We start from the raw sequence: 23,990 nt of genomic DNA, 5'->3' as shown, positions 1-23,990 counted from the left end.
CCCAGTCCGGTCAGGGGCTCGCCGGGACGGGGTCAGACGCTGCCGGGGAGCCGAGAGCGGCGTCGAGCTCGGCGGCCCAGGCAGCTGCACCCAGACGGTCGAAGACCTCGCGTGCCTGTGTCAGGTGCGGGCCCGCCTCCTCGCCCCGGCCGAGCCTGGTGAGCAGCACCCCGAGGTCGGCGTGCGCCCGCGCCTCGGCGGGTATGGCGCCCCACCGACCGAACAGCTCGATCGCCTCGCCGTACGCCGCCTCCGCGGCCTCGATCTCTCCGTCGCGGTCCGCCACGAGGCCGGCGACGTGCCGCCGATGGGCGCGCAGGCCGAGCGGGACGGCATCCCCTGCCCCGTCGACCGGCTGCACGAGCCAGCCGAGGGTCTCGTCGTCACCGACGCTCCAGGCCAGGCGGGCGAGGTGCGCGAAGAAGTGCACGAAGTCGTCCTCGACACCGATCCAGTCCAGGTGCAGCGCCACCACCTCCCTGGCCTGGGCGAGGCACTCCTCCGGACGGCCCTCCCACTCGTGCCACAACGCGTGGGCGAACGTGGCCCAGATCTGACGGGACGTCTCGGCCGGGATCGGCGGGGGCGAGCTCCCGTCCGTCGGTCGTCCGGTCGCCACGTGCACGAGCACCCCGATGGCAGCCAGCAGCCCGACGGGGGCGTCCTCGAGCCGCGTCAGGTCCCACGCCCCGGCCGACCAGGCGGCGATGGCGAGGTTGGCCTCGGCGAGCTCGACCATGAAGCGGTCGCCGCAACGCCGGGCCACCTCCACCGCCTCGGTGGCGCGCTCCGTCGCGGCCGGCAGGTCGTAGGTGCAGTCCTGGCCGGCGAGGTTGGCCAGGAGGTAGGCGAGCGAGCGGGGGTCGTGACCCATGCGCGCGTGCCGCACGGCCGAGGCGAAGAGGTCGTGGGCGTGACTGCCGGCACCGAGGCGGGAGCTGAGCATCGCCATGCGCGCGAGGGTCTTGGACAGCTCCGCGTGGTGAGCCGTGCGCTCGCAGTGGACGAGTCGCCACGTCAGTCCCGTCCACAGCGCTTCCCGCGGCGTGAGGTCCATCGAGATGGCGAAGCTCAGTCCCAGGCGAGCCTCCGGCACGCGCGCGGAGTCCGGCAGCGACTGCAGCCGGTCCCACCACTCCTCCCCCAGCGCCGCCCCTGCCCGGTCGTCGCCCTCCTTGCCGAGACCGGTGGCGACCTCGGTCGCGGCGAGGGCGGCCCCGACCGAGTCGTCGAGGAGCTCGAAGAGCTCGATCGAGCGACGACCGTGCCGGGAGACCGCCTCCAGGTCACCGACGACCGAGGCGGCCGCGGCGGTGCGCAGGTGGAGCTCGGCGCGACGCCGGACGACGTCGGCGTCGGCAGGTGAGGAGGTCGCGTCGTCGGGCAGGAGGTCGAGGGCCGCGGCGACGTGGCGCATCGCCTCGCCGGGTGCTCCGACCTTCACCGCGCGGTCGGCGGCGAGCACCAGCAGGTCGACCGCAGAGGACCGCAGCATCGCCGCGTCCGCGTCGTCGGCCCCGGACGCAGCCAGCGCCTCGAGGTGGTGCTGCGCGCGTACGGCGGCCGTGTCGTCGCCGTCCAGGCCGTGCGACTCGAGGTGGGCGACGGCGGCGAGGTGCAGGCGCTTGCGGTCGCGGCGGGACAGGGTGTCGTAGGCGACCTGCCGCACGATCGCCTGCACGAACCTGAAGTTGCCCTGCTCGGAGGAGAGCCGGCTGGTCTCGCGGGCGAGGACCTGGGACCGGACGAGGGCCGTGAGGGCGGCCTCCGTGGTGGCGCGCTCGAGCCCGGCGTCGGAGCAGAGCGCCACGACGGCGTCGGGGGTGAAGGACAGGCCGAGGACCGACGCGCGCTCGACCACGGTCCGCTGCTCGACCGTCAGCCGGTCGAGGCGTGCCGCGACCATGGCGTGCAGTGACGCCGGGACGCCGAGCGACTCGAGGTCGAGCGTGTCGGCGGTCGACGGGTCCACCGGGGCGTAGACACCGTCCCGGGGGATGACGAGGTCGCGGTCCACGAGGGCGCGGACGGTCTCCACGGCGTACAACGGGATGCCCTCGGCCCGCTCGACCAGCTGGGCGCGCAAGCGCGCCGGCAGCCCGGGCACGAGGCCGTCGACCAGCGCGACCATGTCGTCGGTGCCGAGGGTGGGCAGGTTGACCAGGTGCGCGCGGGGGTGGGTCACCACGTCGTGGGCGCGGGCCAGCAGGTCGGGGCGCGTCATGAGCACGACGAAGAGCGGGAAGTCGACGGTGGTGAGGAGGTACTCGACGAACGCGAGCAGGCCGTCGTCGGCGTGCTGCGCGTCGTCGACCACCAGGGTGACCGAGTCCCCGTCGCCGACGTGGCGGAAGAACGCCGCCCAGGCGATGAACAGGTCCTCCTTGGTCAGCCCGGTCCCCGCAGATCCCTGCCCCAGCAGGGCTGCGAGGCGTGCGCGCATCCAGTCGCGCTCCTCGGTGGGGACCCACCTGGCCACCGCGCGCTCGACCAACGTCTGCTCGGTCGGCTGGGGCTCGTCGGGGTCGACGAGGGTGAGCAGGCGGCCGCGGACCGCCTCGGCCAGGGCGTAGAAGGACACGCCCTCGCCGTAGGACAGGCAGCGGCCGGAGTGCCAGCGCGTGGTGAGGCTCAGGCCGTCGACGTACTTCTCGAACTCCCAGCCCAGCCTGGTCTTGCCGACCCCGGCCTCACCGGCCACCACGACCAGCACGGGGGAGCGGGTCTCCTCGGCGGAGTGGAAGAGCTCCTTGACCACGCGCAGCTCCCGGGCGCGGCCCACGAGAGGCGCCTCGAGGCCGTCGGCGCGCTGGGCACCCCCGATCGCGGCGACGACCGCGGTCGCCGCGTGGAGACGCACGGGCTCGGCCTTGCCCTTGAGCTCGTGCAGCCCGGTGTCGGCGTAGGCCACCGCCGCGCTGGTGAGCCTCCGGGTCGTCTCGTCGACCCAGACCGAGCCGGGGCTCGCGGCCGCCTGCACGCGGGCGGCGGTGTTGACCGGGTCGCCGGCCACCATGCCCTGGCCTCCCTGGGCGACCGCGCCGACGTCGACCGCGACCTGGTCGGTGACCACCCCGACCCGCAGCGCGAGGTCGGGCGCGCCCACGTCCTCCGCGAAGCCCGCGACGGTCGCGACCAGCTCGAGGCCCGCGCGCACGGCGCGCTCGGCGTCGTCCTCGTGGGAGACGTCGGCGCCCCACACGGCCATGACCGCGTCGCCGATGAACTTCTCGACCTGGCCGCCGTACCTCCCGATGACCGCGCGGCACTCCTCGAAGTAGCGGCTCAGCAGGTCGCGGACGTCCTCGGTGTCGCGCGACTCCGACAGCGTGGTGAAGCCGACGAGGTCGGCGAAGAGGACCGAGGCCTGCCGCCGGGTCGTCGTGCTGACCCCGTCCGGCACCGCTGCGGGCGGGGCCCCGGCCTGGGGCGTCCCGCACTCCATGCAGAAGCGGTACGGCGCCACGAGGGTCGCGCCGCACGAGGCGCAGGCCCGGGCGACGGGCGTGCCGCACGCGGGGCAGAACCGCGCCCCGTCGGCCAGCTGTATGCCGCAGCCCGCACATCCGGTCACCGCGACCACCTCGATCCATGCCGCTGCGCCGATTGAACCACCGGCCGGTGCTCCCGTCAGCAGTGTCGGCTCCCGTTAGATTGGCCGCGTGGACGTGGACCTGGATGGGGCAGCGACGTACCCCGCGCACTGGGAGGCCGACGTCGTCCTGCGGGACGGGGGCACAGCCCACCTCCGGCCGATCGGCCGCGACGACGTGGAGCTGCTCCAGGAGTTCTACGCCGAGGTGTCCCCGCGGTCGAAGTACTACCGGTTCTTCGCCGCGATGCCGACCCTGTCGGAGCGCGAGGTCAGCCGCTTCGTCGACGTCGACCACGACCACAAGGTCGCGCTCGTCGCCGAGGTCGCGGAGAAGATGATCGCGGTGGGCCAGTTCGAGCGCATCGACGGACCGCGCCCCCGGGCCGAGGTCGCGTTCCTCGTGCAGGACCGCCACCACCACCGCGGCATCGGGCAGCTGCTCCTGGAGCACCTCGCCCAGATCGGGCGGGAGCTGGCGATCGAGGAGTTCGTCGCCGAGGTGCTGCCCGACAACACCGGGATGCTGCAGGTCTTCCGCGACGCCGGCTACGAGGTCAAGGGCGGCTTCGAGGACGGCGTGGTGGCCATGCGGTTCGCGATCGACGCCACCGAGACCTCGGTCGGGGTGATGCTCGCCCGCGAGCACCGTGCCGACACCGCGTCCGTCCAGCACTTCCTCGGTGCCCGCAGCGTCGCGGTGATCGGCGCCTCGCGGCGCGAGGACACGGTCGGCCGGATGCTCGTGCGCAACATCGTGCTCGGCGACTTCCAGGGGCGGGTGTACGTCGTCAACCCGGCGGCCGGGAGCGTGGCCGGCATGCCGGCGTACGCCTCGGTGACCGACATCCCCGACGAGGTGGAGATCGCCGTCATCGCGGTGCCCGCCGACGCCGTGCCCGACGTGATCCTCGACTGCGCCCACAAGGGCGTCCGCGGGGTCGTGGTGGTCTCCTCCGGCTTCGCCGAGTCCGGCCGCGAGGGCCGCGCGCTGCAGCGGCGGGTGCTGCGGCTGTGCCGCACCTACGGCCTGCGCCTCATCGGGCCCAACTGCCTGGGCGTGATCAACACCGCCACCGACCTCCAGCTCAACGCGTCGCTGTCGCCGCTGATGCCGCCGCGGGGCCGTGCGGGCTTCTTCTGCCAGTCGGGCGCGCTCGGCGTCGCGATCCTGGAGAACGTCTCCCGCCGCGGGCTGGGCCTCTCCACCTTCGTCTCCGCGGGCAACCGCGCCGACGTGTCCGGCAACGACCTGCTGCAGTACTGGGAGGAGGACGACTCCACCGAGGTCGTCCTGCTCTACCTCGAGTCGCTGGGCAACCCGCGCAAGTTCAGCCGCATCTCCCGCCGGGTCTCGCGCCGCAAGCCCGTGATCGTGGTGAAGTCCGGCCGCACTACCCAGGGCGTCCCGATGGGCCACACCGTCCGCAGCTCCGAGGTCGGGCCGGTCGCGGTGGACGCGATGTTCCGCCAGGCCGGCGTGATCCAGGTCGACTCCATCGACGAGATGTTCGACGTCGCCCAGCTCCTGGCCCACCAGCCGCTGCCGCGCGGGCGTCGCCTCGGCGTGGTCAGCAACTCCGACGCCCTCGCCCTGCTCGCCAACGACGCCGCGGTCGCGACCGGGCTGGAGGCGAGGTGGGTCGGCGACCTGCGTCCCGACGCCGACGCCGGCGCGTTCGAGCACGCGCTCGACGAGGCCCTCGACGACCCCGAGATCGACGCCGTGCTGGCCGTCTACCTCCCGCCGGTCGACACCAGCGGCACCGAGGTCGCCAACGTCCTCGCCGTCGTGGGGGAGCAGTCCGACAAGCCCGTCGTCTCCTCGTTCCTCGCCGCCGAGGGCGTGCCCGAGCTGCTGCGCGTCCCCGACGCCACCGGCTCCTCGGCCGGCCGGGGCTCGGTGCCGTCGTACTCCTCGCCCGCGGCAGCGGTCGTCGCGCTCGCCCACGCCGCGTCGTACGCCGAGTGGCTGGCCCGCCCGGAGGCCGAGCCGGAGCCCGACGACGAGGTCGACCTCGTCGCGGGCCGGACCGTCGTGACCCGCGCGCTGTCGCAGGCCTACGACGGCCGCGCGCTGACCGACGCCGAGCTGCACGACCTCCTCGCGGCGTACGGCGTCCAGCTGTGGCGTCGCCTCCCGGTCGCCGACGAGGAGCAGGCCGTGGCGGCGGGGGCCGAGCTGGGCTGGGACGTCATCCTCAAGTCGACCGCCGAGCACCTGCGGCAGCGGCCCGACCTGGCCCACGTGTGGCGCAACATCGACAACGAGGAGGAGATGCGCGACGCCTGGCGGACGATGACGCAGTCCGTCCTCGCGCCCGGCACCGAGCCGGGGTTCGTGGTGCAGCGCCGTGCGCCGGCCGGGGTCTCCCTCTCGGTCAAGGGCGTGGAGGACCCGCTCTTCGGGCCCGTCGTCTCCTTCGGCATGGCGGGCTTCGTCAGCGACCTGCTCGGCGACACGGTGTTCCGGATCCCGCCGCTGCACCGGCAGGACGCCGCCGAGATGGTGCGGGAGATCAAGGCGGCGCCGCTGCTGCTCGGCTACCGCGGCAGCGAGCCGGTCGAACTGACCGCGGTCGAGGACCTCGTCCTGCGCGTGGCGCGGCTCAAGAACGACCTGCCCGAGGTGCGCTCCCTCGACCTGTCGCTGGTGATGGCCGGGCCCCACGGTGCCTCGGTGCTGTCGGCCGAGGCGCGGGTCGAGCCCGCGACCGACGCCCGCTCCGACTGGTTCGTGCGCCGTCTGGCCGAGCCGCTGCCGGACACCCTGCCCGGGTGAGCACCGCCTGGGACCGGCTGCTCCTGGGCCGGCTCGACCCCGTCGTGCGCCGCTACTTCCTCGGGGTCGCGCTGACCGCGGTCGGCAGCGGGCTGACGCTGCCCTTCCTCTTCGTCTACCTCGCGAAGGTCCGCGACCTCCCGACCGCGACCGTCGGGCTGGTGCTGGCCGGGATGGGCGTGGTCGGGCTGGTCACGACACCGCTGTGCGGCGCGCTCGTCGACCGGCTCGGCGCGCGGCCCGTGCTGGTCGGCGCCCTGCTGGTCGAGGCGGTCGGCACGGCCCTGCTGTCGCAGGTGCAGACCGTCCGGGGGGCGTTCCTGGTGACGGGTGCGGTCGCGCTCGGCCACGCCTGGATGTGGCCCGCGTCGAGCTCGATGATCCCGCGCCTGGTCCCCGCCGCCCTGCGGGAGCACGTGGTCGGGCTCAACTTCATGCTGCTCAACGCCGGTCTCGGCGTGGGCGGCCTGGTCAGTGCGACGCTGGTCGACGTCGGCCGGCCCCGCACCTTCGAGGTGCTCTACCTCCTCGACGGCCTGACCTTCCTCGGCTTCGCCGCGATCGTGCTGTCCCTGCCACCCGCCACCGGCCGGGTGCCGGTCGACCGGGACCGCCTCACGCTCGCCGGGTGGCGCGAGATGCTCGCCGACGCGACGCTGCGCCGGGTCGCGCTGACGGTGCTGCTGCTCCTCACCTTCGGCTACGCGCAGGTCGAGTCCGGCTTCGCGGCGTACGTCGTCGAGGTCGCCGACCTGCCCGTGTGGGTGCTGGGACCGGCGTTCGCCGCCAACACCGCTGCGATCGTCGGCGGCCAGATGGTGGCGCTGCGGGTCGTCCGCGGACGCCGCCGCAGCCGCGTCCTGGCCGCGTGCGCGGCGGTGTGGGCGGTCTCGTGGACGCTGGTGGCGGTGGGCGGGCTGCTCGCGACCGCACCGGCGGTCGTGCTGATGGTGGTGGGCCTCGCGGTGTTCGGGCTGGGGGAGACGCTGTTCTCGCCGGTGCACCCGGTCCTGGTCAACGACCTCGCGCCGGGGCACCTGCGTGGCCACTACGACGCGCTCGGGTCGAGCACGTGGACGGTCGCGATGGTGCTGGGCCCGGCCATCGCCGGCCTGCTCATCGGCCACGGGCTCGCGGCGCTCTGGGTGGTCGTGACGGTCGGCGGGTCCCTCGCGGCCGCGGTGCTCCTCCTCGACCTGCACCGCCACCTCACCGACGCCCAGGACGGGGTCGCGGCGCCGTCCGTGAGGGTCGGCGGACCGGGCTCGGGCCCGTGACAGACTGACCCGCATGTCCGCCCGCGACCAGAGGGTCACCGACCGTTCCCACGACCTCCGCACCGCCATCGAGCAGTCCGGGTACTACCCCGACGTCGTGGCCGACGCGGTCTTCGCAGCGGTGGCCGGTGAGCTCGTCGAGGCCCACCTGGTGCACCACGAGCCGACCATCGACGAGCGCGACGAGGTGCGTCGCCACGTCACGGTCCTCGTGCTCACCCCGACCCGGCTGATCCTGGCCCACACCGACGACCACGCCCCGGACGACCTGCTCCCGGCGCCCTACACCTCCTCGACGACCGAGGCGGTCAACGTCTCCTCGATCCGCAACGTGGTCGTGAGCCGCATGGTGACCGAGCCCGACGCCCAGCGCACCGACCCGTCCCTGGCCGCCGAGGCCGTCCTCACGATCGGGTGGGGCGCGTCCGGACGCATCGACCTCGAGCCGGCGATCTGCAGCGACCCCGGCTGCGAGGCCGACCACGGCTACACCGGCATGGTGGCCTCCGACGACTTCTCGCTGCGGGTCAGCGAGGCGGCCGAGGGCCCCGGCGCCGTCCGGGACCTGCTGGAGTTCTCCGCCGCGCTCTCGGCCCGCACCGCCGCCGGACCGGGCACGGGGGCGACCGGACTGCGGACGCACCGCTGACGTGACGGCTGACGACTTCGTCGCCCCGGCGTACGGCGACCACTCGCTGGCGGACGTCCTCCCCGCGGTCGCGCGCGCGATCGGGAGGCCGCTCGAGTCCTCGCCCGAGGGCCTGGTGCTGCCCGAGGCGGGCAGCTACGTCGTGTTCCTCGTCGACGGGCTGGGTCGCGAGCTGCTCGCCGACCACCCCGAGGACGCGCCCTTCCTCGCCTCGCTCCTCGCGGGCTCCGCGCTGGCGACGGCCGGGGTGCCGTCCACGACCGCGACCTCACTGACCTCGTTGGGCACGGGCATGCCGCCCGGCGGGCACGGGATCGTCGGGTTCACCGCCCGCATCCCCGGCACCGACCGGCTGATCAACCACCTCCAGTGGAGCAAGGACGTCAGCTCCGCGGAGTGGCAGCCGCACCCGACGATCTTCGGTCGGCTGGCCGCGCAGGGCGTGACCACGACCGCGGTCAACAAGCGGGAGTTCGTCGGGTCCGGGCTGACCGACGCGTCCTCGCGGGGGGCCGGGTTCGTCGGCGCCGACCGGTGGGGCGAGCGCATCGTCGCGGTGCAGGCCGCGTCCTCCCAGGTGCCCTCGCTCACCTACGTCTACGACGGCGACCTCGACTGGACGGGCCACCGCTACGGCGTCGACTCCGCGCAGTGGCGGACCCAGCTGTCGATGACCGACCAGGCGGCCGAGCGGCTGCGCGAGACGCTCCCGGCCGACGTACGCATCGTCGTCATCGCCGACCACGGCATGGTCGACGCCGACGAGGCCTCGCGGGTCGACGTCGACGCCCTCCCCGAGCTGCGCGACGGCGTGGCGCTGCTCGGGGGAGAGGCGCGGTTCCGGCACCTCTACTGCCCCGCCGGCGCGGTCGACTCGGTCGTCGCGACCTGGCGCTCCGTCCTCGGCGACCGTGCTCTCGTGCTGCCGCGCGACGAGGCCTTCGCCACCGGCTGGTTCGGGGAGGTCGCCCCCCAGGTCCGGCCGCGGATCGGCGACGTGGTCATCGCCGCTCGGGGCACGACGGCGGTGCTCAGCTCGCGCGACTTCCCCTACGAGGCACGGCTCGTGGGCATGCACGGCTCGCTCACCCCAGCGGAGATGCTGGTCCCGGTCCTCGTCTCCTGACGTGCTTGGATTGCGCGGTGGCTGAGCTCCTCTACTTCACCGGCACGATGGACTCCGGCAAGTCGACCCTGGCGCTGCAGACCAACCACAACTACGCCGCCCGGGGTCGCGTGGGGCGGATCTTCACCAGCCACGACCGGGCCGGGTCCGCGCGCGTGTCCTCCCGCCTCGGGCTGGTCCACGAGGCGCTCGAGGTGGGGCCGGACCTCGACTTCTGGCACTACGTCGTCGACTCCCTGACCCACGGCGCGCGCATCGACTACCTCATCTGCGACGAGGCGCAGTTCTACACGCCACGGCAGGTCGACCAGCTCGCCCGCATCGTCGACGAGCTCCAGATCGACGTGTTCTGCTTCGGCATCCTCACCGACTTCCGCACCTCGCTCTTCGCCGGCTCCGCGCGGCTCATCGAGCTCGCCGACCGCATCCAGACCCTCCAGGTCGAGGCGCTGTGCTGGTGCGGCAAGCGTGCCACCCACAACGCGCGCACCGAGAACGGCGAGATGGTCACCGAGGGCGACGTCATCGTGGTCGGTGACGTCGCCGACCTCGACGAGACCCCGGCCGAGATCGGCTACGAGGTGCTCTGCCGCCAGCACCACCGCCGCCGGATGACCTCCGCCCGTGCCCGGGCCGTCTCGATGATCGGCGACCCCCTGCCGTTCGGCTGACCCCGGCCCCCGCCCGCCGCCCCGCCCCGCCCGCCCCGCCCGCGCGTACTCCGACGTACCCGCGTACTCCGACGTACGTGCTGCTCGTGGGCGATATGTCCAGCACGTACGTCGGAGTACGCCGGCGGGCGCGGCGGGGGGCTGTGGAGAACTTTCGGGGCGATCGGGCGGGGCGGCTTACGGTCCTGGCACTTGCAGCCGACGAGCGGGGGACACGTGACGCGGCCGACCGACTGGTGGGTGCTCGGCCTCGACGGCGACCCGACCCCGGGCTCGCCGTCGGCGCTGCGGACCATGGCGCGAGGTTGGGACGAGGTGGCGCAGGACGCGGCGTGGGCGCAGCGCCGGGTCTCCCAGCTGATGGGGGACGAGGTGGTCGGCCGGTGGGTCGGCGAGGCCGGCGAGGCGTTCCGCGCGCGAGCAGGTGAGCTGCCGGGGCAGCTGGGCCGGTGCGCGGACTCCTACGGGCAGGCGGCCTCGGCGTTGTCGTGGTGGGCTGCGCGGCTGGAGGTGCACCAGGGCGATGCGGATGCTGCGCTGGTGCGGGGGCGGGTGGCTCGGGAGGACCTGCAGCAGGCCGAGGCGGCGGCGAGGCGGGCCGCGGAGCACACGCTGTCGCTCGCGGTCCCGGCGTTCGCGGGCACGGCGCCGGCCCTGGGCCCTGAGCAGGTCCGCGACGCGACGGCCCGGCTGGCCTCGGCGCGCGCCGCGCACTCCCAAGCGGACGCGGCCGTGGCCGAGGCCGCGTCGCGTCTGGAGGCCGCGCGTCGGCTCGCGCTGGACGCCCTCGCCCTGCGCGAGTCGGACGGGCGCGCGGCAGCCGACCGCATCCACGAGGCCGCGGAGGCGGGGATCCCGGAGCGCTCCCGCTGGGAGAAGGTCAAGGACTGGGCCGCCCGGGCCTGGCACGTCGTGGTGCAGGTGGCCAGGGTCGTCGTCGCGGTCCTGGGGGTCGTCGCGCTGCTCCTCGGTGGTCCGCTGGTGTGGGTGGTGCTCGCCGCGGCGGTGGTCCTGCTGGCGGACGCGGTCACGCGTCACGTGCAGGGGCGGGCGTCGCTCTGGGAGGTCGGCTTCGCGGCGCTCGGCTGCATCCCCGCGACGCGCGGCCTCACGTGCGTGGCTGAGGTCCGTCGGGCGACGGTCGGGTTGCGCCAGGGGCTGGGCTCGGCGACCGGTTGCATCGTGCGGTGGGTGCGCGGCGGACCGTCAGCTGGTGGACGCCGCACCTTCAGCTCGCCCGACCCGCTCGTAGGCGACATCGCGAACCACGTCGAGCGGGCGTTCCCGGGCGCGATCAGGGGCGTGAACGTCGAAGTCCCGATGTTGGATGGGAGAGTTCGCGAGCTCGACATCGATCTCGGTTCGCTCAACATCCAGGTGAAGTCGCTCAAGGCTCGGGGCCTCCAGGCGCAGGTGGGCAAGACGGTGGAGACCACCGGCCGACGGACGATCGCCTACGCGCCCACGATGAGACCAGGGGCGTGGCGAGACGCCGCGCTGAAAGGCGTCATCGTTGCTCGTGACCCAGAGGAGCTCGTCATGATCCTGAAGGAGATGTTGTGAAGAGTGCCTACCTGATCGGAACGACCAGCGCCGCCCTGGAGCGGGTCGCTGAGGCATGGCGAGCAAGGCCTGGCGTTGACAGCGGGCCGGGCGTCATCCAGTGGTTCGACTCGGGATTCTTGTTCAACGTGTCGACAGAGTCGGACGACTACCAGGAGTCGGACTGGCGCGAGGGTTGGCGTGAGAGCGAGTCGACGCACGCCGAACCACCCGAGGAGGGCTCCTCGTGGTACATCGAGTGCCGGTCCGAGGAGGTCTTCGCCCGCATCCTGCGCGAGGCCGCGCTGCTGTCACCTGGGCGCCTGTGGGTCCTCGACAGCAACGACGTGCTGTGGCCTGCGGAGGCGATCGACCCCGCCCGGATCGTCCTGTGAGACGTCGTCTGTAGCGTGGCGGCCGTGCGCGACCTGATCTCTCCCGAGTCCCTGGCCGAGCTGCTCCCCGAGGCGACCGTGCTCGACGTGCGGTGGCAGATGGGCCGGTCCGACGGGCGCGAGCAGTACCTCGCCGGGCACGTCCCCGGCGCGGCCTACGTCGACCTGCCGACCGAGCTCTCCGACCCGCCGGCCGCGCCGGTCGACGGCCGGGGACGCCACCCGCTGCCGGACCTGGAGCGGTTCGGCAGGGCGATGCGGCGGGCCGGGGTCACGACCGGCAGGCCGGTGGTCGTGTACGACGACACGTCCGGTCTCGCCGCCGCCCGGGCGTGGTGGCTGCTGAGGCACCACGGCCACGACGACGTACTCCTGCTCGACGGAGGCTGGTCGGCCTGGGTCGCCTCCGGTGGCCACGTCGAGGAGGGCGAGGGGCCCGTGGTCAACGGTGACTTCGAGCCCGCCCCGGGCCGGCTCCCGGTGCTCGATGCTGATGGAGCGGAGAGCGCCGCACGGTCCGGCGTCCTGCTCGACGCACGGGCTCCCGAACGCTTCCGGGGCGACGTCGAGCCCGTCGACCCGGTTGCCGGGCACGTGCCCGGCGCGCGCAACGTCCCGACGTCGGCCAACCTCGGCGACGGGTCCGGGGCGCGGTTCCGGCCGGAGGAGGATCTCCGTGAGGTGTACGCCGACGCGCTGCGCGCCGCCGACACCGGCGCCGTCGTCGGGGTCTCGTGCGGGTCGGGCGTGACCGCCGCCCACGACGCGTTCGTCCTGCACGCCCTGGGGGTCGAGGCCGCCTTGTACGCCGGCTCCTGGAGCGGGTGGACCTCCGACCCGGAGCGGCCGGTGGAGACCGGCGACTGATCCGGTGGAGTCCGGCTCTGTCGGCCTGTGGACGGAATCCGGTCCGTAAAGCCGCAGGTCAGAGGGGGTTTTCGGTTCCGTGGATTGTCGGTGGTGCCTGGTTGAGTGGTCTGCATGGACGAGGACCAGGCAGCACCGCAGACCCCGCCGACGGGCGCGGCTGCGGTGACCCCGACCGGAGAGCGGGCGCATCGGGTGCACTGGTTCTCCGGTCGTCTGGGTGAGGTCCTCGACGGGCTCCTGGGCCCCGAGGGAGAGGCGGGTCTGGCGCTGTCGCTGCTCGATGAGCAGCAGACCGCGGAGACGGTGGTCGAGATCCACCGTGCGGTGGCCCGGCTCCGGGGTCTGACCGCGGAGCCGCTCGCCCACGCCGAGACCCTCGACGTCGCCGCTCACGCCACGCCGGTCGCGACCACCACCGGGGCGTGGTTCGCCCACGCCACCCGCACCGGCCGCCCGGCTGCGGCACGGCAGGTGAAGCAGGCGCTGCGGCTGGCCGGCGAGCGTCGTCTGACCGGGGCGGCTCTGCGGGCTGGTGCCTGTGACGCCGCGCAGGCAGCAGTCGTGGTCAAGGCGGTCGACGACCTTCCCGAGCACGTCGGGCCGGTCCTGCGCGACCAGGCCGAGGCCCACCTGCTCGACCTGGCCCGGGTCCACGACGCCGAGGAGCTGACGAACCTCGCCCGGCACCTGCACGAGGTGATCGACCCCGAGGGCGCCGAGGCCGCCCTGGCCGCCCGGCTCGCCGCGGAGGAAGACGCCGCCCACGCCGCCACGACCTGCAAGGTCCGTGACACCAGCAACGGCCGCACCCGCGCGGTGATCGACATGCCCCGCCTGGACGGCGACCTGTTCCGCTCGATCCTGCACGCGCTCGAGTCACCCAAGCGACCCACCCACCAGCCCTCCCCGACCGGGAAGCGACGCGGCAAGCGACGCGGCAAGCGACGCGGCAAGCGACGCAAGAAGGGCACCGGGACCCACAGCACGGCGACCAGGAGAGACAGCACCGAGACCGGGAGGGACGACGGATTCGTCGAGGACCCGACCCGCCCTGGCCGTCGGATCAGCCGCGACCAGGCACGAGGCCGCGCGTTCTGCGAGCTCCTCGAACGCCTCCCGGCCGCTTGCCCTGCCCTCCACGGGAGGATCGCCGTTCACCGTCGTGGTGACCATGACCCTGGCCTCGCTCCTCGGCGGCCTGGCCCCCGGCGTCCTGGACACCGGCACCCTCATCAGCCCCGGCGAGGCCCGTCGCTTGGCCGCCGAGCACGGCCTGATCCCCGTCGTGCTCGGCACGAAGTCCGAGGTCCTCGACGTCGGCAGCAAGGCCCGCTTCCACACCCAGGCGATGCGCATCGGACTACGCGTGCAGCACCGCACCTGCACCGTGCAGGGCTGCACCGTCCCCGCCGCGTGGTGCCACGCCCACCACAAGACCCCCTGGGCCCTGTCCCGACGGACCAGCCTCGCCGACGGCACCCTGGTCTGCGGCCCCCACCACCGCAAGATCCACCACCCCGCCTACACCACCACCTACGACCCCGGCGGCACCACCCACCTCACCCGCACCCGCAGATAGGAGCGGGATGCCTCAGGGCGAGCGCACTCAGCCGAGCAGCTGGGCCGCCGCGTGGGCCAGCGTGGCCTCGAACGGCTCGGGGTGGACCCCCGAGACCGCCAGCACGAAGCGCGCCGCCCACCCGCGCGCCCGCGTCACGACGGCGTCGTCGTAGTGCGGGGCGAGGACCTCGAGCGCCTCGGCTCGCTGGGCCTCGTCGAAGGCCAGCCACAGCACGCCGAGGTCGGTGGCCGGATCCCCCGAGGTGAGGTCGCCGAAGTCGAGCACACCCAGCCGAGCCGCCGGTCCGGCGCCGCCCGGCGAGCGCAGCACCAGGTTGCGCGGGTGCAGGTCGCCGTGGCACCACACGCGGGGGCCGGGCCAGGCGGGGGCGGCGCGGGCGGCGAGGAACACGTCGAGCAGCGCGTCGGCGGTCGGGCCCCACCGGACCCGGGCACGGTCGATCGCGTCGCCGGCCACCAGGGGTGCCTCGCACAGGTCGACGCCTCGGAACGGGTTGAGCGGGGCGTCGGCCGGTGCCGCGCGGTGGACACCGTGAAGGGCGGCGGCGAGACCCGCTGCGACGGGCCCGCGCTCGGCGACCGGCAGGTGCTCGAGGAGGGTGCCGTCGACCCACTCGGCGAGCAGCCACGGGTAGGGGTGCGGGCCGGTGCTCACCAGCCGCACGGGGAGCGACGCCCCTGCGCCCTGCGCCACGAACGGACCTGCGACCTCGCGTGCCCACGCCGCCTCGTTCTCGACCAGCTCCACCGCCTGCGCGCGCACCGGCACCCGTGCGGACAGCGTCTCGCCGACCCGCCACACGCTGTTGTCCCAGCCCCTGGCGACGAAGGTGAGGGGGAGGCCGGCCACGTCCCCGAGCTCGGGTACGGCGGCCAGGAGCGTCCGCACGTAGGCCTCGTCCGGCTCCGGGACGTCGGTGGGCGGACCGGGCATCGGCGGACCGGGCATCGGAGGGCCGGGCATCGGAGGGCCGGGCATCGGCGGGCCGGTCAGACCGCGAGCGTGGTCTCGACAGGCTCGACCACCGGAGCCGGGGCCGGAGCCGGAGTTGCGGCCGGAGCCGGAGCCGGCCCAGCCGAGGCGAGGAGGTCAGCGAGCAGCTCGGCGAGCACCGGTCGCAGCTCGTCGGCCCGCAGCCGCGCGGCCTCGACGCCGGTCCACCCGTGCCGCGCGGCGCCGTCGTACGCCACCGACGCGGAGGGGGCGGCGCCGGGGCGGAGCACGACGCGCGCCGCGGCGCCGGCCTCGCGGTGGGACTGGCAGTCGCACTCGGCCCGCAGCAGGGCGACGGCCAGGTCGGACTCGGCGTAGCGGCGCAGGCGCACGGTCGTGCCGCGGCCGCTGAGGTGCAGCAGCACTGGTCCGGAGCGCAGCCAGACGTCGACGGGGACGAGGTGGCTCTGTGGCAGGACGGACCAGCCGCGAGGGGCGAGGGAGGTGAGGGCGTTCATGAGGTGTTCCTGGTTGCTCGGCGCTGTCGGGCTGCGATCTCGGCCACGAGGACCGCGCCGCGCCCCGCAGGGCACGGCGTCAGCGACAGCGACAACACAGGAAGGTCATGGTGCGCCCAGGTTAGACGACCGAGCCGGTCCTCACCAGTGCACGCCCTTGGTCAGCCGCGCCAGGAGCAGCTGCTGCTGGGTGGTGACGTCGGGCTCGCTCTTGCCCCCGTCGCCGCGGGCGGCCGCGGAGTCGGGGAACACCTTGTAGGCCAGGTTGAGCACCCGGAACGCGGTGCGCGGGGCCAGGGTGTGGGCGAGCGCACCGGCCGTGCCGAGGGTCGTGTTGATCTCGTGCGGCCGGTCGACCAGGCCGCGGATCACCATGTCGGCGGCCTGCGCGGGGCTGATCGTCGGGAACTTGTCGTAGATCTTGGTCGGCGCGATCATCGGCGTCTTGACCAGCGGCATGTGGATGTTGGTGAACGTGACGCCGTGGCCCACGACCTCGGAGCTGACCACGTTGCTCCACGCGTCGAGCGCCGCCTTGGAGGCGACGTAGGCGCTGAACCGCGGGGGAGAGGTCTGCACGCCGATCGAGCTGATGTTGACCACGTGGCCGCGGTGCTGCTTGGTCATCGTGGGCAGCAGGCCCATGATCAGCCGGATCGCGCCGAAGTAGTTCAGCTGCATCGTGCGCTCGAAGTCGTGGAAGCGGTCCTGGCTCAGCTTGACCGAGCGGCGGATCGACCGGCCGGCGTTGTTGACCAGGTAGTCCACCGAGTCCAGCTCGGTGGAGAGCCGGTGGGCCAGGTGGTCGATCGCCTCGAGGTCCGACAGGTCGCACGGGAAGACGTAGGCCTTGCCGCCGCGGGACTCGATCGCGTCCTTGGTCGCCTCGAGCTTGTCCTTCCCGCGCGCGACCAGCACCGGGATGCCCCCGGCCTGCGCGACCTTGAACGCGGTCACCATGCCGATGCCGGACGAGGCGCCGGTGATGACCACCGTCTTGCCGGTCAGCGTCTCCACGACCTCCTTGTCGCGGGCCAGGGAGGTGTCGAGCTGCTCCTCCCAGAAGTTCCAGATCGTCGCGGCGTAGCTCTCCAGGTCGGGGACCGAGATGCCGCTGCCGGCGAGGGCCTGCTGGGTCAGGCGCGCGCCGTACACCGTGGGGAAGCCGGCGTGCTCGACGACGGCCGGGGGGAGCCCGAGCCGGCCGATGGTCTCGCGCAGCGCGAGCTGGGCGGGCGGGGTGCGCAGGGCGGCCTTGACCAGGTTGCCGGGGCGTACGGCGCGCGGGAGCAGCCTGGTCGGCACCTTGCCGGTCACGGCGCGGTCGATCGGCGTGGCGAACTGGGGGGCCTTGGCGGCCTCGGCGAACAGGTTGACCACGTCGACCGTGCGCTGCGGCTCGGGGTTGACCAGGTGGAAGGCCTCGCCGTCGCGGCCCTCGAGGTGGGCCAGGTGGTCCATCGCCTTGGCGACGTAGTCGACCGGCACGACGTTGGTGTCGCCCAGGTCGACGCCGACCAGAGGGGTCCACGAGGGGAGCGCGTCGCGCAGCGCCTTGAGGAGCGGGAAGAAGTAGTAGGGACCGTCGACCTTGTCCATCGCACCGGTCTCGGAGTGGCCGATGACCATCGCGGGGCGGTAGATCCGGAACGGGACCGCGGACTCCTCGCGCACGATCTTCTCGGACTCGAACTTGGTCCGGTGGTACGGCGAGGGCAGGTGCTGGCCCACGTCGAACATGGTCTCGTCCCAGAAGCCGTCGTGGTCGCCGGACGCGGCGATCGAGGAGACCTGGTGGAAGCACCCGGCGTCGAGGTCGGCGGCCAGCTCCAGCGCGTTGCGGGTGCCGCCGACGTTGAGGGTCTCGTTCTGCTCGTCGGAGGCGGTCATGTCGTAGATCGCCGCGAGGTGGAAGAAGTGGTCGATCTTCCCCTCGTGCTCCTTGACCCACGCGGGGTCGACGCCGAGCGCCGCCTCGGCGAGGTCGCCGGTCACCAGGGTGACGCGGTCCGGGTGGCCCCACTGCCTGACCAGGCGCTCCATGCGTCCGCGCGATCCCTCGCGGACGAGCACGAACACCTCGCCCTCACGGTTGTCCAGCAGCTCCTGGACGAGGTAGCGGCCGATGAAGCCGGTGGCGCCGGTCACGAAGTAGGTCATGCGGGAGTCCTTGCGGGATCTCGGGGCTGGGTCAGCGGTCCGTCAGGGCGACGGATGCCTAGGTTATTGCCCACACCCACCTCGGGGTAAGGCCTCGCCGGGTGAAGTTACTCACGGGTAACATCGTGTCGCAGTTATCCGGCCCACCACGGAACCCCCGCGCGGCTCAGTCCTTCGGCGTGCCGAACATGATCTCGTCCCAGCTCGGGACCGAGGCGCGACCCCGGCCGCGCGACGACTTGGCCGTCTGCTTGCGCGGCGCCTCCTCCGCGGACTCCCCGGTCCCGGTGTCGGTCCCCGTGTCGGACCCGGTGTCGGACCCCGTGTCGGACCCCGTGCCCGGCGCCTCGAACAGCGCCTCCTCGAACGGCTCGTCCTCCGTCGACGCCGCCACCGCAGGGGAGGCCGGCGGAGGTGGGGTCGGCTCGTCCGTGGCCGGCTCCTCGTCCCGGGCGACGGGCTCGGCGGCCGCCGCGGGCTCAGCGGGCTCAGCGGGCTCAGCGGGCTCAGCCGCCCGGGGCTCGGGGCGCTCGCTGGCCTGGGTGACCATCCAGTCGGCGTCGCCGGTGCCGAGGGGCGGGGCGGGGGGGCGGACGGCGCGGACCACGGAGGAGAGGTCCTCGGTCACCTCCGGCTCGTCGAAGGACCGCTGCTCGGGCTGCTCGGTGGACGCCCGCCCCAGGACCATGCCGAGGGTGTCGTCGCCGATCGTGAGCTGGTCGTCGGTGCCGGGGTCGGCCGGCGCGGGGGGCTCCGCGGTCGCAGGGGCGCCGAGCGCCTCCGGCTCGGCCGCGGGCTCGGCCGCCTGCTCGGTGGTCCGCTCCCCGACGAGCATGCGGGCCTCGTCGTTGTCGGCGACCACGAAGCGGCCGCCGGTGTCGAAGGTGAAGCGGGCGGTCTGCTGCGCGGCGCCGGAGAGGTAGGTCGCGAGCACGGTCCAGCGGCCGTCCTCACGGCGCCAGGCGTCCCACTCGACGTCGTCGGCCCCGAGGCCGTGGGGCTCGAGGAACGCCTCGACCGCCTGGCCGAGGTGGCCGACCGGCCCGGTGGCGGCGCGGCGGCGCACGGACGCCTTCTGCGCCAGCTCGGCCTGGTAGGCCCGCTCGGCGAGCACCGGCGTCGCGAAGCCCATGATGCGGTCGACCGAGGTCTGAGCCGCCGCGGCGACGTCCTCGGGGCTCTCGCCGCCCCGGATGCGGGCCTGGATGTCGCGGGGCCGCAGCACGCTGTCCATTCACTGTCTCCGTCGAGCTGTCCGTCGTCTTCGACCCGACCAGGAGGGGAAGGGGGCCGACGCCGACACCGTACTTCAGGCGCCGTTCACTTCAGCCCAGCACACGCTCCAGGTAGGGGTTGGTGAACACGCGGTCGGGGTCGAGCTCGTCCCGCACGGCGAGGAAGTCGCCGAAGCGGGGGTAGGCCAGGGCCAGGTCGGCGGCGGTGCGGGTGTGCAGCTTGCCCCAGTGGGGACGGCCGTCGTAGGCCCGCAGCACCTCCTCGACGCCCTCGAAGTAGGCGCGGTGGTCGGTGTCGCGGTGCACGTGGAAGGCGAGGTAGACCGACTCGCGGTCGTGGGTCGTCGACAGCCACGCCTCGTCCGGCGGGGTGCAGCGCACCTCGACCGGGAACGTGATGTTCCAGCCGCGCCGCTCGATCACGCGGCGGGCCTCGGCCAGCGCCTCCATCCCGACCTCGCGGGGGAGGGAGTACTCCATCTCGCGGAAGACCACGCGCCGCGGCGAGACGAACACCTTGTGCGAGACGTCGCGGTAGGTCCGTGCCGACAGCGCTCGCGACGAGATCGCGTTGACGCGGGGGGCCAGCGACGGGCGCGCGTTGGTCAGCCGGTTGACCCACCCGAAGACGGTGTTGGACAGCAGCTCGTCGTCGACCCACGCACGGGCGCGCGAGAGCGGCGCGGGGTCCTCGAGCGTGCGGTCGTCGGTCTTGACCAGGCAGTTGTCGGTGTGGGGGAACCAGTAGAGGTCGACGTGGTGGTGGGACCGGGTCAGCTCGTCGTACGACGCGAGCACGTCCTGCCACGACATCGGGCGCTCGTCGGCCTCGAGGACGAAGGCCGGCTCGACCCGGAAGGTCACCGTGGTCAGGATGCCGAGCGCCCCCAGTCCGACCCGGGCGGCGTCGAACAGCGGCTCCCCGAGCGACGCCGACCGCTCGGTGCCGGAGGAGTCCACGAGCGTCAACGACGACAGCTGCCCGGAGAGCGACGAGGTCACGCCGCCGCTCCCGTGGGTGCCGGTCGCCAGCGCGCCCGCCAGCGTCTGCGGGTCGACGTCGCCCATGTTGTGCAGGGCGAGCCCGAGCACGTCGAGGGCGGCGTTGAGCTGCCGCAGCGTCGTCCCCGCGAGCGCCGTCACCGTCATCGCCTCGCGGTCCACCGACACCAGGCCGGTGAGCCCGGTCGGGTCGAGGAGGACGCCGTCGGTGGTCGCGATGTCGGTGAACGAGTGGCCGCTGCCGGGCATCTTGACCCGCAGCCCGGACGCGCGGGCGGCGACGACGGCGTCGGCCACCTCGGCGGGCGAGGTCGGCCGCAGCACCTGGCGGGGACGGGACTCGGCCAGCCCCGACCAGCTGGTCCAGGCCGCGGTCATCGGGTCTCCATGGACGCAGTCTCACGCACCCGGGGACCCTCCCGGGTCACCAGCCCGAGCAGGACCGCCAGGAACAGCCCCACCACCAGCACGCCGTACGACGACCGCGCGCCCTGGGCGTCGACCACCGCCCCCGACAGCGCGGCACCGGGGGCGACCCCGGCCACGACGCCGGTCGTGTAGACGGCCAGCGCCTCGTTGAGCCGGGCCCGCGGCACCAGCGACTCCACCCACGAGACCGAGGCGATCATCGTGGGGGCGATGCCCGCGCCGACGAACAGCAGGAAGAACGCCGTGAGCGCCAGCGAGTCGCCGAGGAACGGGGTGGGCAGCGAGGCGACGGCCAGGGCGAGGAGCCCGAGCCGCACCCGGGTCGCGGCGGACCGGCGCAGGGTGAGCGCACCCGTCACCAGCCCGGCCAGCAGGCTCCCGAGGGACCAGACCGCGAGGATGACCCCCGCCGCGAGCGGCTTGTCCTGCTCGTCGGCCAGCGCGACGGTCGCCACCTCGCAGCCGCCGAAGGCCACCCCGAGCAGCGTGCCGGTGAGCGACAGCGGGCCGAGCGTGCGCCACGGCAGCCGGCCCAGGTCGCCGAGGTCGATGTCGCCCGCGGAGGCCGGGGGCTCGGTGCTGCGCTGGGTGTGCAGCCAGGTCGCGCCCAGGAGCAGGGCCGCGACCGAGGCCACCACGGTCACCGACGGCGACGCGGTCGCGGCCAGGACCGTCGCGACGGTCGGGCTGACCACGAACACGACCTCGTCCATCACCGCCTCCCAGGCGAACGCGGTGTCGAGGCGCCGCCGGTCGGTGTCGCCGTCGAGCGCGTGGGTCCAGCGCGTGCGCACGGCCGAGCCGAAGTTGGGCATGAGCCCGCCGGCCACGAACGCCGCGAGGTAGACCAGCGGGGAGGACCACTCCAGGCGGACGCCGAGCACCATCGTGAGCAGCGCGACCCCCGAGGCCACCGCGGCGGGCAGGAGCACCCGTCGCTGCCCGAGCCGGTCGACCAGGCGGGCCAGCGGGATCGAGGCGAGCGCGGTCGCCAGGACGTAGGTCGCCGAGACCCGCCCGGCGTGGGCGTAGGACCCGCTCGCCTGGGTGACCAGCAGCACGATGCCCAGGCCGGTCATCGACATGGGCAGGCGGGCGACCACGGCCGCCCCGGTGAAGGCGGCCGCGCCCGGGACCCGGAGAACGCGTCGGTAGGTGCTCAGCACGCTCTCTAGGATGACGGCATGCCCGACCCGACGCCGTACGACGCCGTCCTGCTGGTCTGCTTCGGAGGTCCGGAGAAGCCGGAGGACGTCGTCCCCTTCCTGGAGAACGTCACCCGCGGACGCGGGATCCCGCGCGAGCGGCTGGAGGAGGTCGGCGAGCACTACTTCCGCTTCGGCGGCCGCAGCCCGATCAACGACCTCAACCGCGAGCTGCGGCGGGCCGTCGAGGAGGACCTGCGCGGGCGCGGGCTCGACCTGCCCGTCTTCTGGGGCAACCGCAACTGGGACCCCTACCTCACCGACACGGTGCGCGAGATCCGCGAGGCCGGCCACCGCCGCGTCGCGTGCTTCCTGACCAGCGCCTACTCGTCGTACTCCGGGTGCCGGCAGTACCGCGAGAACCTCGCCGACGCGCTGGCCGGGAGCGACTCCGAGGGGGTCCTGCAGCTCGACCGGCTGCGCCATTACTTCAACCACCCCGGCTTCGTCGAGCCGATGGTCGACGCGACGCTCACCGCGCTCAGCGAGCTGCCCGAGCGGCAGCGCAACGACACCGTCGTCCTGTTCGTCACCCACTCGATCCCCGACTCGATGAACGACGCGAGCGGCCGCCACGGCGAGCGCCTCGGTGGGGCGTACGTCGACCAGCACCGGTCGGTGGCCCAGCTCGTCGCCGACCGGGTCCGCCGTGAGACCGGCAGCCGGGTCCGCCACGAGCTGGTGTTCTGCTCCCGGTCCGGCCCCCCGCAGGTGCCGTGGCTCGAGCCCGACGTCGGCGACCGCATCGGCGAGCTGGCCAAGGAGGGCGTGCCGGCCGTGGTGGTGGTGCCGATCGGCTTCATCGCCGACCACATGGAGGTCATCTACGACCTCGACACCGAGGCGGCGGAGGCCGCCAAGGAGGCCGGCATCGGGTTCGTCCGCGCCGCCACCGCCGGCATCGACCCGAGGTTCGTCGCGGTCGTCGGCGACCTGCTCCTCGAGCGGGCGGCGGTCGAGCGGGGGGAGGCCCCCGAGCGGCCGGCGCTGGGCTCCCTCGGCCCGAGCTGGGACGTCTGCCCGGCGGGCTGCTGCGCCAACCCGCGCGCCCAGCGTCCCGCCTGCTGCGGGTCGGACTGATGGCGGGCGCCGACCGCCAGGAGCTGCGCGGGCTCGCCGAGCGGCTCGCCCTCGAGGCGGCCGAGCTGGCTCGCCGGCGCCGCGAGGAGGGGGTGTCGGTGGCGGCCACCAAGTCCTCCGACACCGACGTGGTGACCGAGACCGACCGCGAGGTCGAGCGGCTCCTGCGCGACCGGCTGGCCGCGCTCCGCCCCGGCGACGGCTTCGTCGGCGAGGAGGGGAGCAGCGCCGACCCCACCGAGGCCGGCGGGGTCTCCTGGGTGGTCGACCCGATCGACGGCACGGTCAACTTCCTCTACGGCCTGCCCTCCGTCGCGGTCAGCATCGCCGCGCAGGAGGACGGCACCGTGGTCGCCGGGGCTGTGGTCAACGTCTTCACGGGCACCAGCTACACCGCGGCCCTCGGGCACGGCGCGACGCGCGACGGCCGCCCGCTGCGGGTCCGGGCGGTGCCGCCGATGCCCGAGCGGCTCGTCCTGACCGGGTTCAGCTACGAGCCCGAGCGCCGGGTGCTGCAGGGCCGGGCCGTCGCCTCCCTCCTCGGGCGGGTGCGCGACATCCGCCGACAGGGATCCGCGGCGCTCGAGCTGTGTGCGGTCGCCGAAGGTGCGGCCGACGCCTACCTCGAGGAGGGGCTCAACCTCTGGGACCACGCCGCCGGCGGGCTCGTGGCCCAGGAGGCAGGGGCGCGGGTCGGTCACCACCCCGGTGCCGGCGGCACGGACTGCGTGGTCGCCGCGCCCGCGTCGTCGTACGACGAGATGGTCGCGCTGGCGCGGGAATGCGGCTTCCTCGCCGGTGGTTCATCCCCACGCGGGTAGGGCACCGCACGCCTGGCGCCAGCACCTGGACCACGTGTCACCAGGCATGAGACCCGGTGCTGCATTTCTTGGGTCGATGGTGCACAATCCGCTTCGCGAGCGGAACCGTGCCGAGGGGGTC

The 23,990-nt window shown here is 73.9% G+C and carries 18 protein-coding genes and 1 pseudogene; 12 read left to right on the top strand and 7 right to left on the bottom strand.

Going from position 1 to position 23,990, the window contains the following annotated elements; all coding sequences use genetic code 11:
- Positions 1-10 precede the first annotated feature (10 nt).
- Positions 11-3,574, bottom strand: coding sequence for an adenylate/guanylate cyclase domain-containing protein (locus J2S63_RS03655; RefSeq protein ID WP_310298741.1), 3,564 nt, complete (start codon positions 3,572-3,574; stop codon positions 11-13).
- An 88-nt stretch (positions 3,575-3,662) separates the two neighbouring features.
- Here J2S63_RS03655 and J2S63_RS03650 point away from each other — a divergent pair, with 88 nt between their 5' ends.
- From J2S63_RS03650 to J2S63_RS03610, 10 genes and pseudogenes are all read left to right on the top strand, one after another.
- On the top strand, positions 3,663-6,374 hold the full coding sequence (locus J2S63_RS03650; RefSeq protein WP_310298739.1) for a bifunctional acetate--CoA ligase family protein/GNAT family N-acetyltransferase: 2,712 nt from the start codon (positions 3,663-3,665) through the stop codon (positions 6,372-6,374).
- Positions 6,371-7,651 (top strand): MFS transporter, encoded by a 1,281-nt coding sequence (locus J2S63_RS03645; RefSeq protein WP_310298736.1) that lies wholly within the window; start codon positions 6,371-6,373, stop codon positions 7,649-7,651. The genes J2S63_RS03650 and J2S63_RS03645 overlap by 4 nt, the downstream gene beginning before the upstream one ends.
- 13 nt (positions 7,652-7,664) lie before the next feature.
- Entirely contained in the window at positions 7,665-8,300 is a 636-nt protein-coding gene (locus tag J2S63_RS03640; RefSeq protein ID WP_310298734.1) for a DUF5998 family protein, read from the top strand.
- 1 nt (position 8,301) lies between these two features.
- Entirely contained in the window at positions 8,302-9,426 is a 1,125-nt protein-coding gene (locus tag J2S63_RS03635; RefSeq protein ID WP_310298733.1) for an alkaline phosphatase family protein, read from the top strand.
- Positions 9,427-9,443: 17 nt separating this feature from the next.
- Positions 9,444-10,097 (top strand): thymidine kinase, encoded by a 654-nt coding sequence (locus J2S63_RS03630; protein ID WP_310298731.1) that lies wholly within the window; start codon positions 9,444-9,446, stop codon positions 10,095-10,097.
- A 216-nt stretch (positions 10,098-10,313) separates the two neighbouring features.
- A complete protein-coding gene (locus tag J2S63_RS03625; RefSeq protein ID WP_310298729.1) occupies positions 10,314-11,660 on the top strand; it encodes a putative T7SS-secreted protein in 1,347 nt (448 codons plus the stop codon).
- A gap of 128 nt (positions 11,661-11,788) precedes the next feature.
- Positions 11,789-12,034: a hypothetical protein gene (locus J2S63_RS03620; protein WP_310298727.1), complete on the top strand. Its 246-nt coding sequence runs from the start codon at positions 11,789-11,791 to the stop codon at positions 12,032-12,034.
- Positions 12,035-12,058: 24 nt separating this feature from the next.
- Positions 12,059-12,901 (top strand): sulfurtransferase, encoded by an 843-nt coding sequence (locus J2S63_RS03615; RefSeq protein ID WP_310298725.1) that lies wholly within the window; start codon positions 12,059-12,061, stop codon positions 12,899-12,901.
- Positions 12,902-13,015: 114 nt separating this feature from the next.
- A pseudogene (locus J2S63_RS21260) lies at positions 13,016-13,789 on the top strand (DUF222 domain-containing protein); the annotation flags it as partial.
- Between the two features lie 280 nt (positions 13,790-14,069).
- On the top strand, positions 14,070-14,483 hold the full coding sequence (locus tag J2S63_RS03610; protein ID WP_310298723.1) for an HNH endonuclease signature motif containing protein: 414 nt from the start codon (positions 14,070-14,072) through the stop codon (positions 14,481-14,483).
- Between the two features lie 27 nt (positions 14,484-14,510).
- Here J2S63_RS03610 and J2S63_RS03605 read toward each other — a convergent pair whose 3' ends face one another.
- From J2S63_RS03605 to J2S63_RS03580, 6 genes are all read right to left on the bottom strand, one after another.
- Positions 14,511-15,419, bottom strand: a complete 909-nt coding sequence (locus tag J2S63_RS03605; RefSeq protein WP_310298721.1) for a phosphotransferase — start codon at positions 15,417-15,419, stop codon at positions 14,511-14,513.
- Between the two features lie 56 nt (positions 15,420-15,475).
- Positions 15,476-15,937 carry a hypothetical protein gene (locus tag J2S63_RS03600; RefSeq protein WP_310298719.1) on the bottom strand — a complete coding sequence of 154 codons (462 nt, stop codon included), beginning with the start codon at positions 15,935-15,937 and terminating at the stop codon, positions 15,476-15,478.
- A gap of 141 nt (positions 15,938-16,078) precedes the next feature.
- Complete coding sequence (locus J2S63_RS03595) at positions 16,079-18,097, bottom strand: SDR family oxidoreductase (RefSeq protein ID WP_310298717.1); 2,019 nt, start codon at positions 18,095-18,097, stop codon at positions 16,079-16,081.
- 166 nt (positions 18,098-18,263) lie between these two features.
- A complete protein-coding gene (gene sepH / locus J2S63_RS03590; protein WP_310298715.1) occupies positions 18,264-19,331 on the bottom strand; it encodes a septation protein SepH in 1,068 nt (355 codons plus the stop codon).
- Positions 19,332-19,422: 91 nt separating this feature from the next.
- Entirely contained in the window at positions 19,423-20,712 is a 1,290-nt protein-coding gene (locus J2S63_RS03585) for a D-arabinono-1,4-lactone oxidase (protein WP_310298713.1), read from the bottom strand.
- Positions 20,709-21,929, bottom strand: a complete 1,221-nt coding sequence (locus tag J2S63_RS03580) for an MFS transporter (RefSeq protein ID WP_310298711.1) — start codon at positions 21,927-21,929, stop codon at positions 20,709-20,711. Before J2S63_RS03580 ends, J2S63_RS03585 begins: the two co-directional genes overlap by 4 nt.
- A gap of 18 nt (positions 21,930-21,947) precedes the next feature.
- Between J2S63_RS03580 and J2S63_RS03575 the strand changes: the two genes are divergently transcribed.
- The gene (locus tag J2S63_RS03575) at positions 21,948-23,048 is read left to right on the top strand and encodes a ferrochelatase (RefSeq protein WP_310298708.1); all 1,101 of its coding nucleotides are present in this window, start codon (positions 21,948-21,950) and stop codon (positions 23,046-23,048) included.
- Positions 23,048-23,869, top strand: a complete 822-nt coding sequence (locus J2S63_RS03570) for an inositol monophosphatase family protein (RefSeq protein ID WP_310298704.1) — start codon at positions 23,048-23,050, stop codon at positions 23,867-23,869. Before J2S63_RS03575 ends, J2S63_RS03570 begins: the two co-directional genes overlap by 1 nt.
- The last annotated feature ends 121 nt before the right edge of the window (positions 23,870-23,990 follow it).

Origin of the sequence: Nocardioides marmoribigeumensis (genome assembly GCF_031458325.1) — a bacterium.
Classification (GTDB): domain Bacteria; phylum Actinomycetota; class Actinomycetes; order Propionibacteriales; family Nocardioidaceae; genus Marmoricola_A; species Marmoricola_A marmoribigeumensis.
The sequence above is the reverse complement of the archived record's forward strand: the minus strand, read 5'-3'. Positions and strand labels throughout refer to the sequence as shown.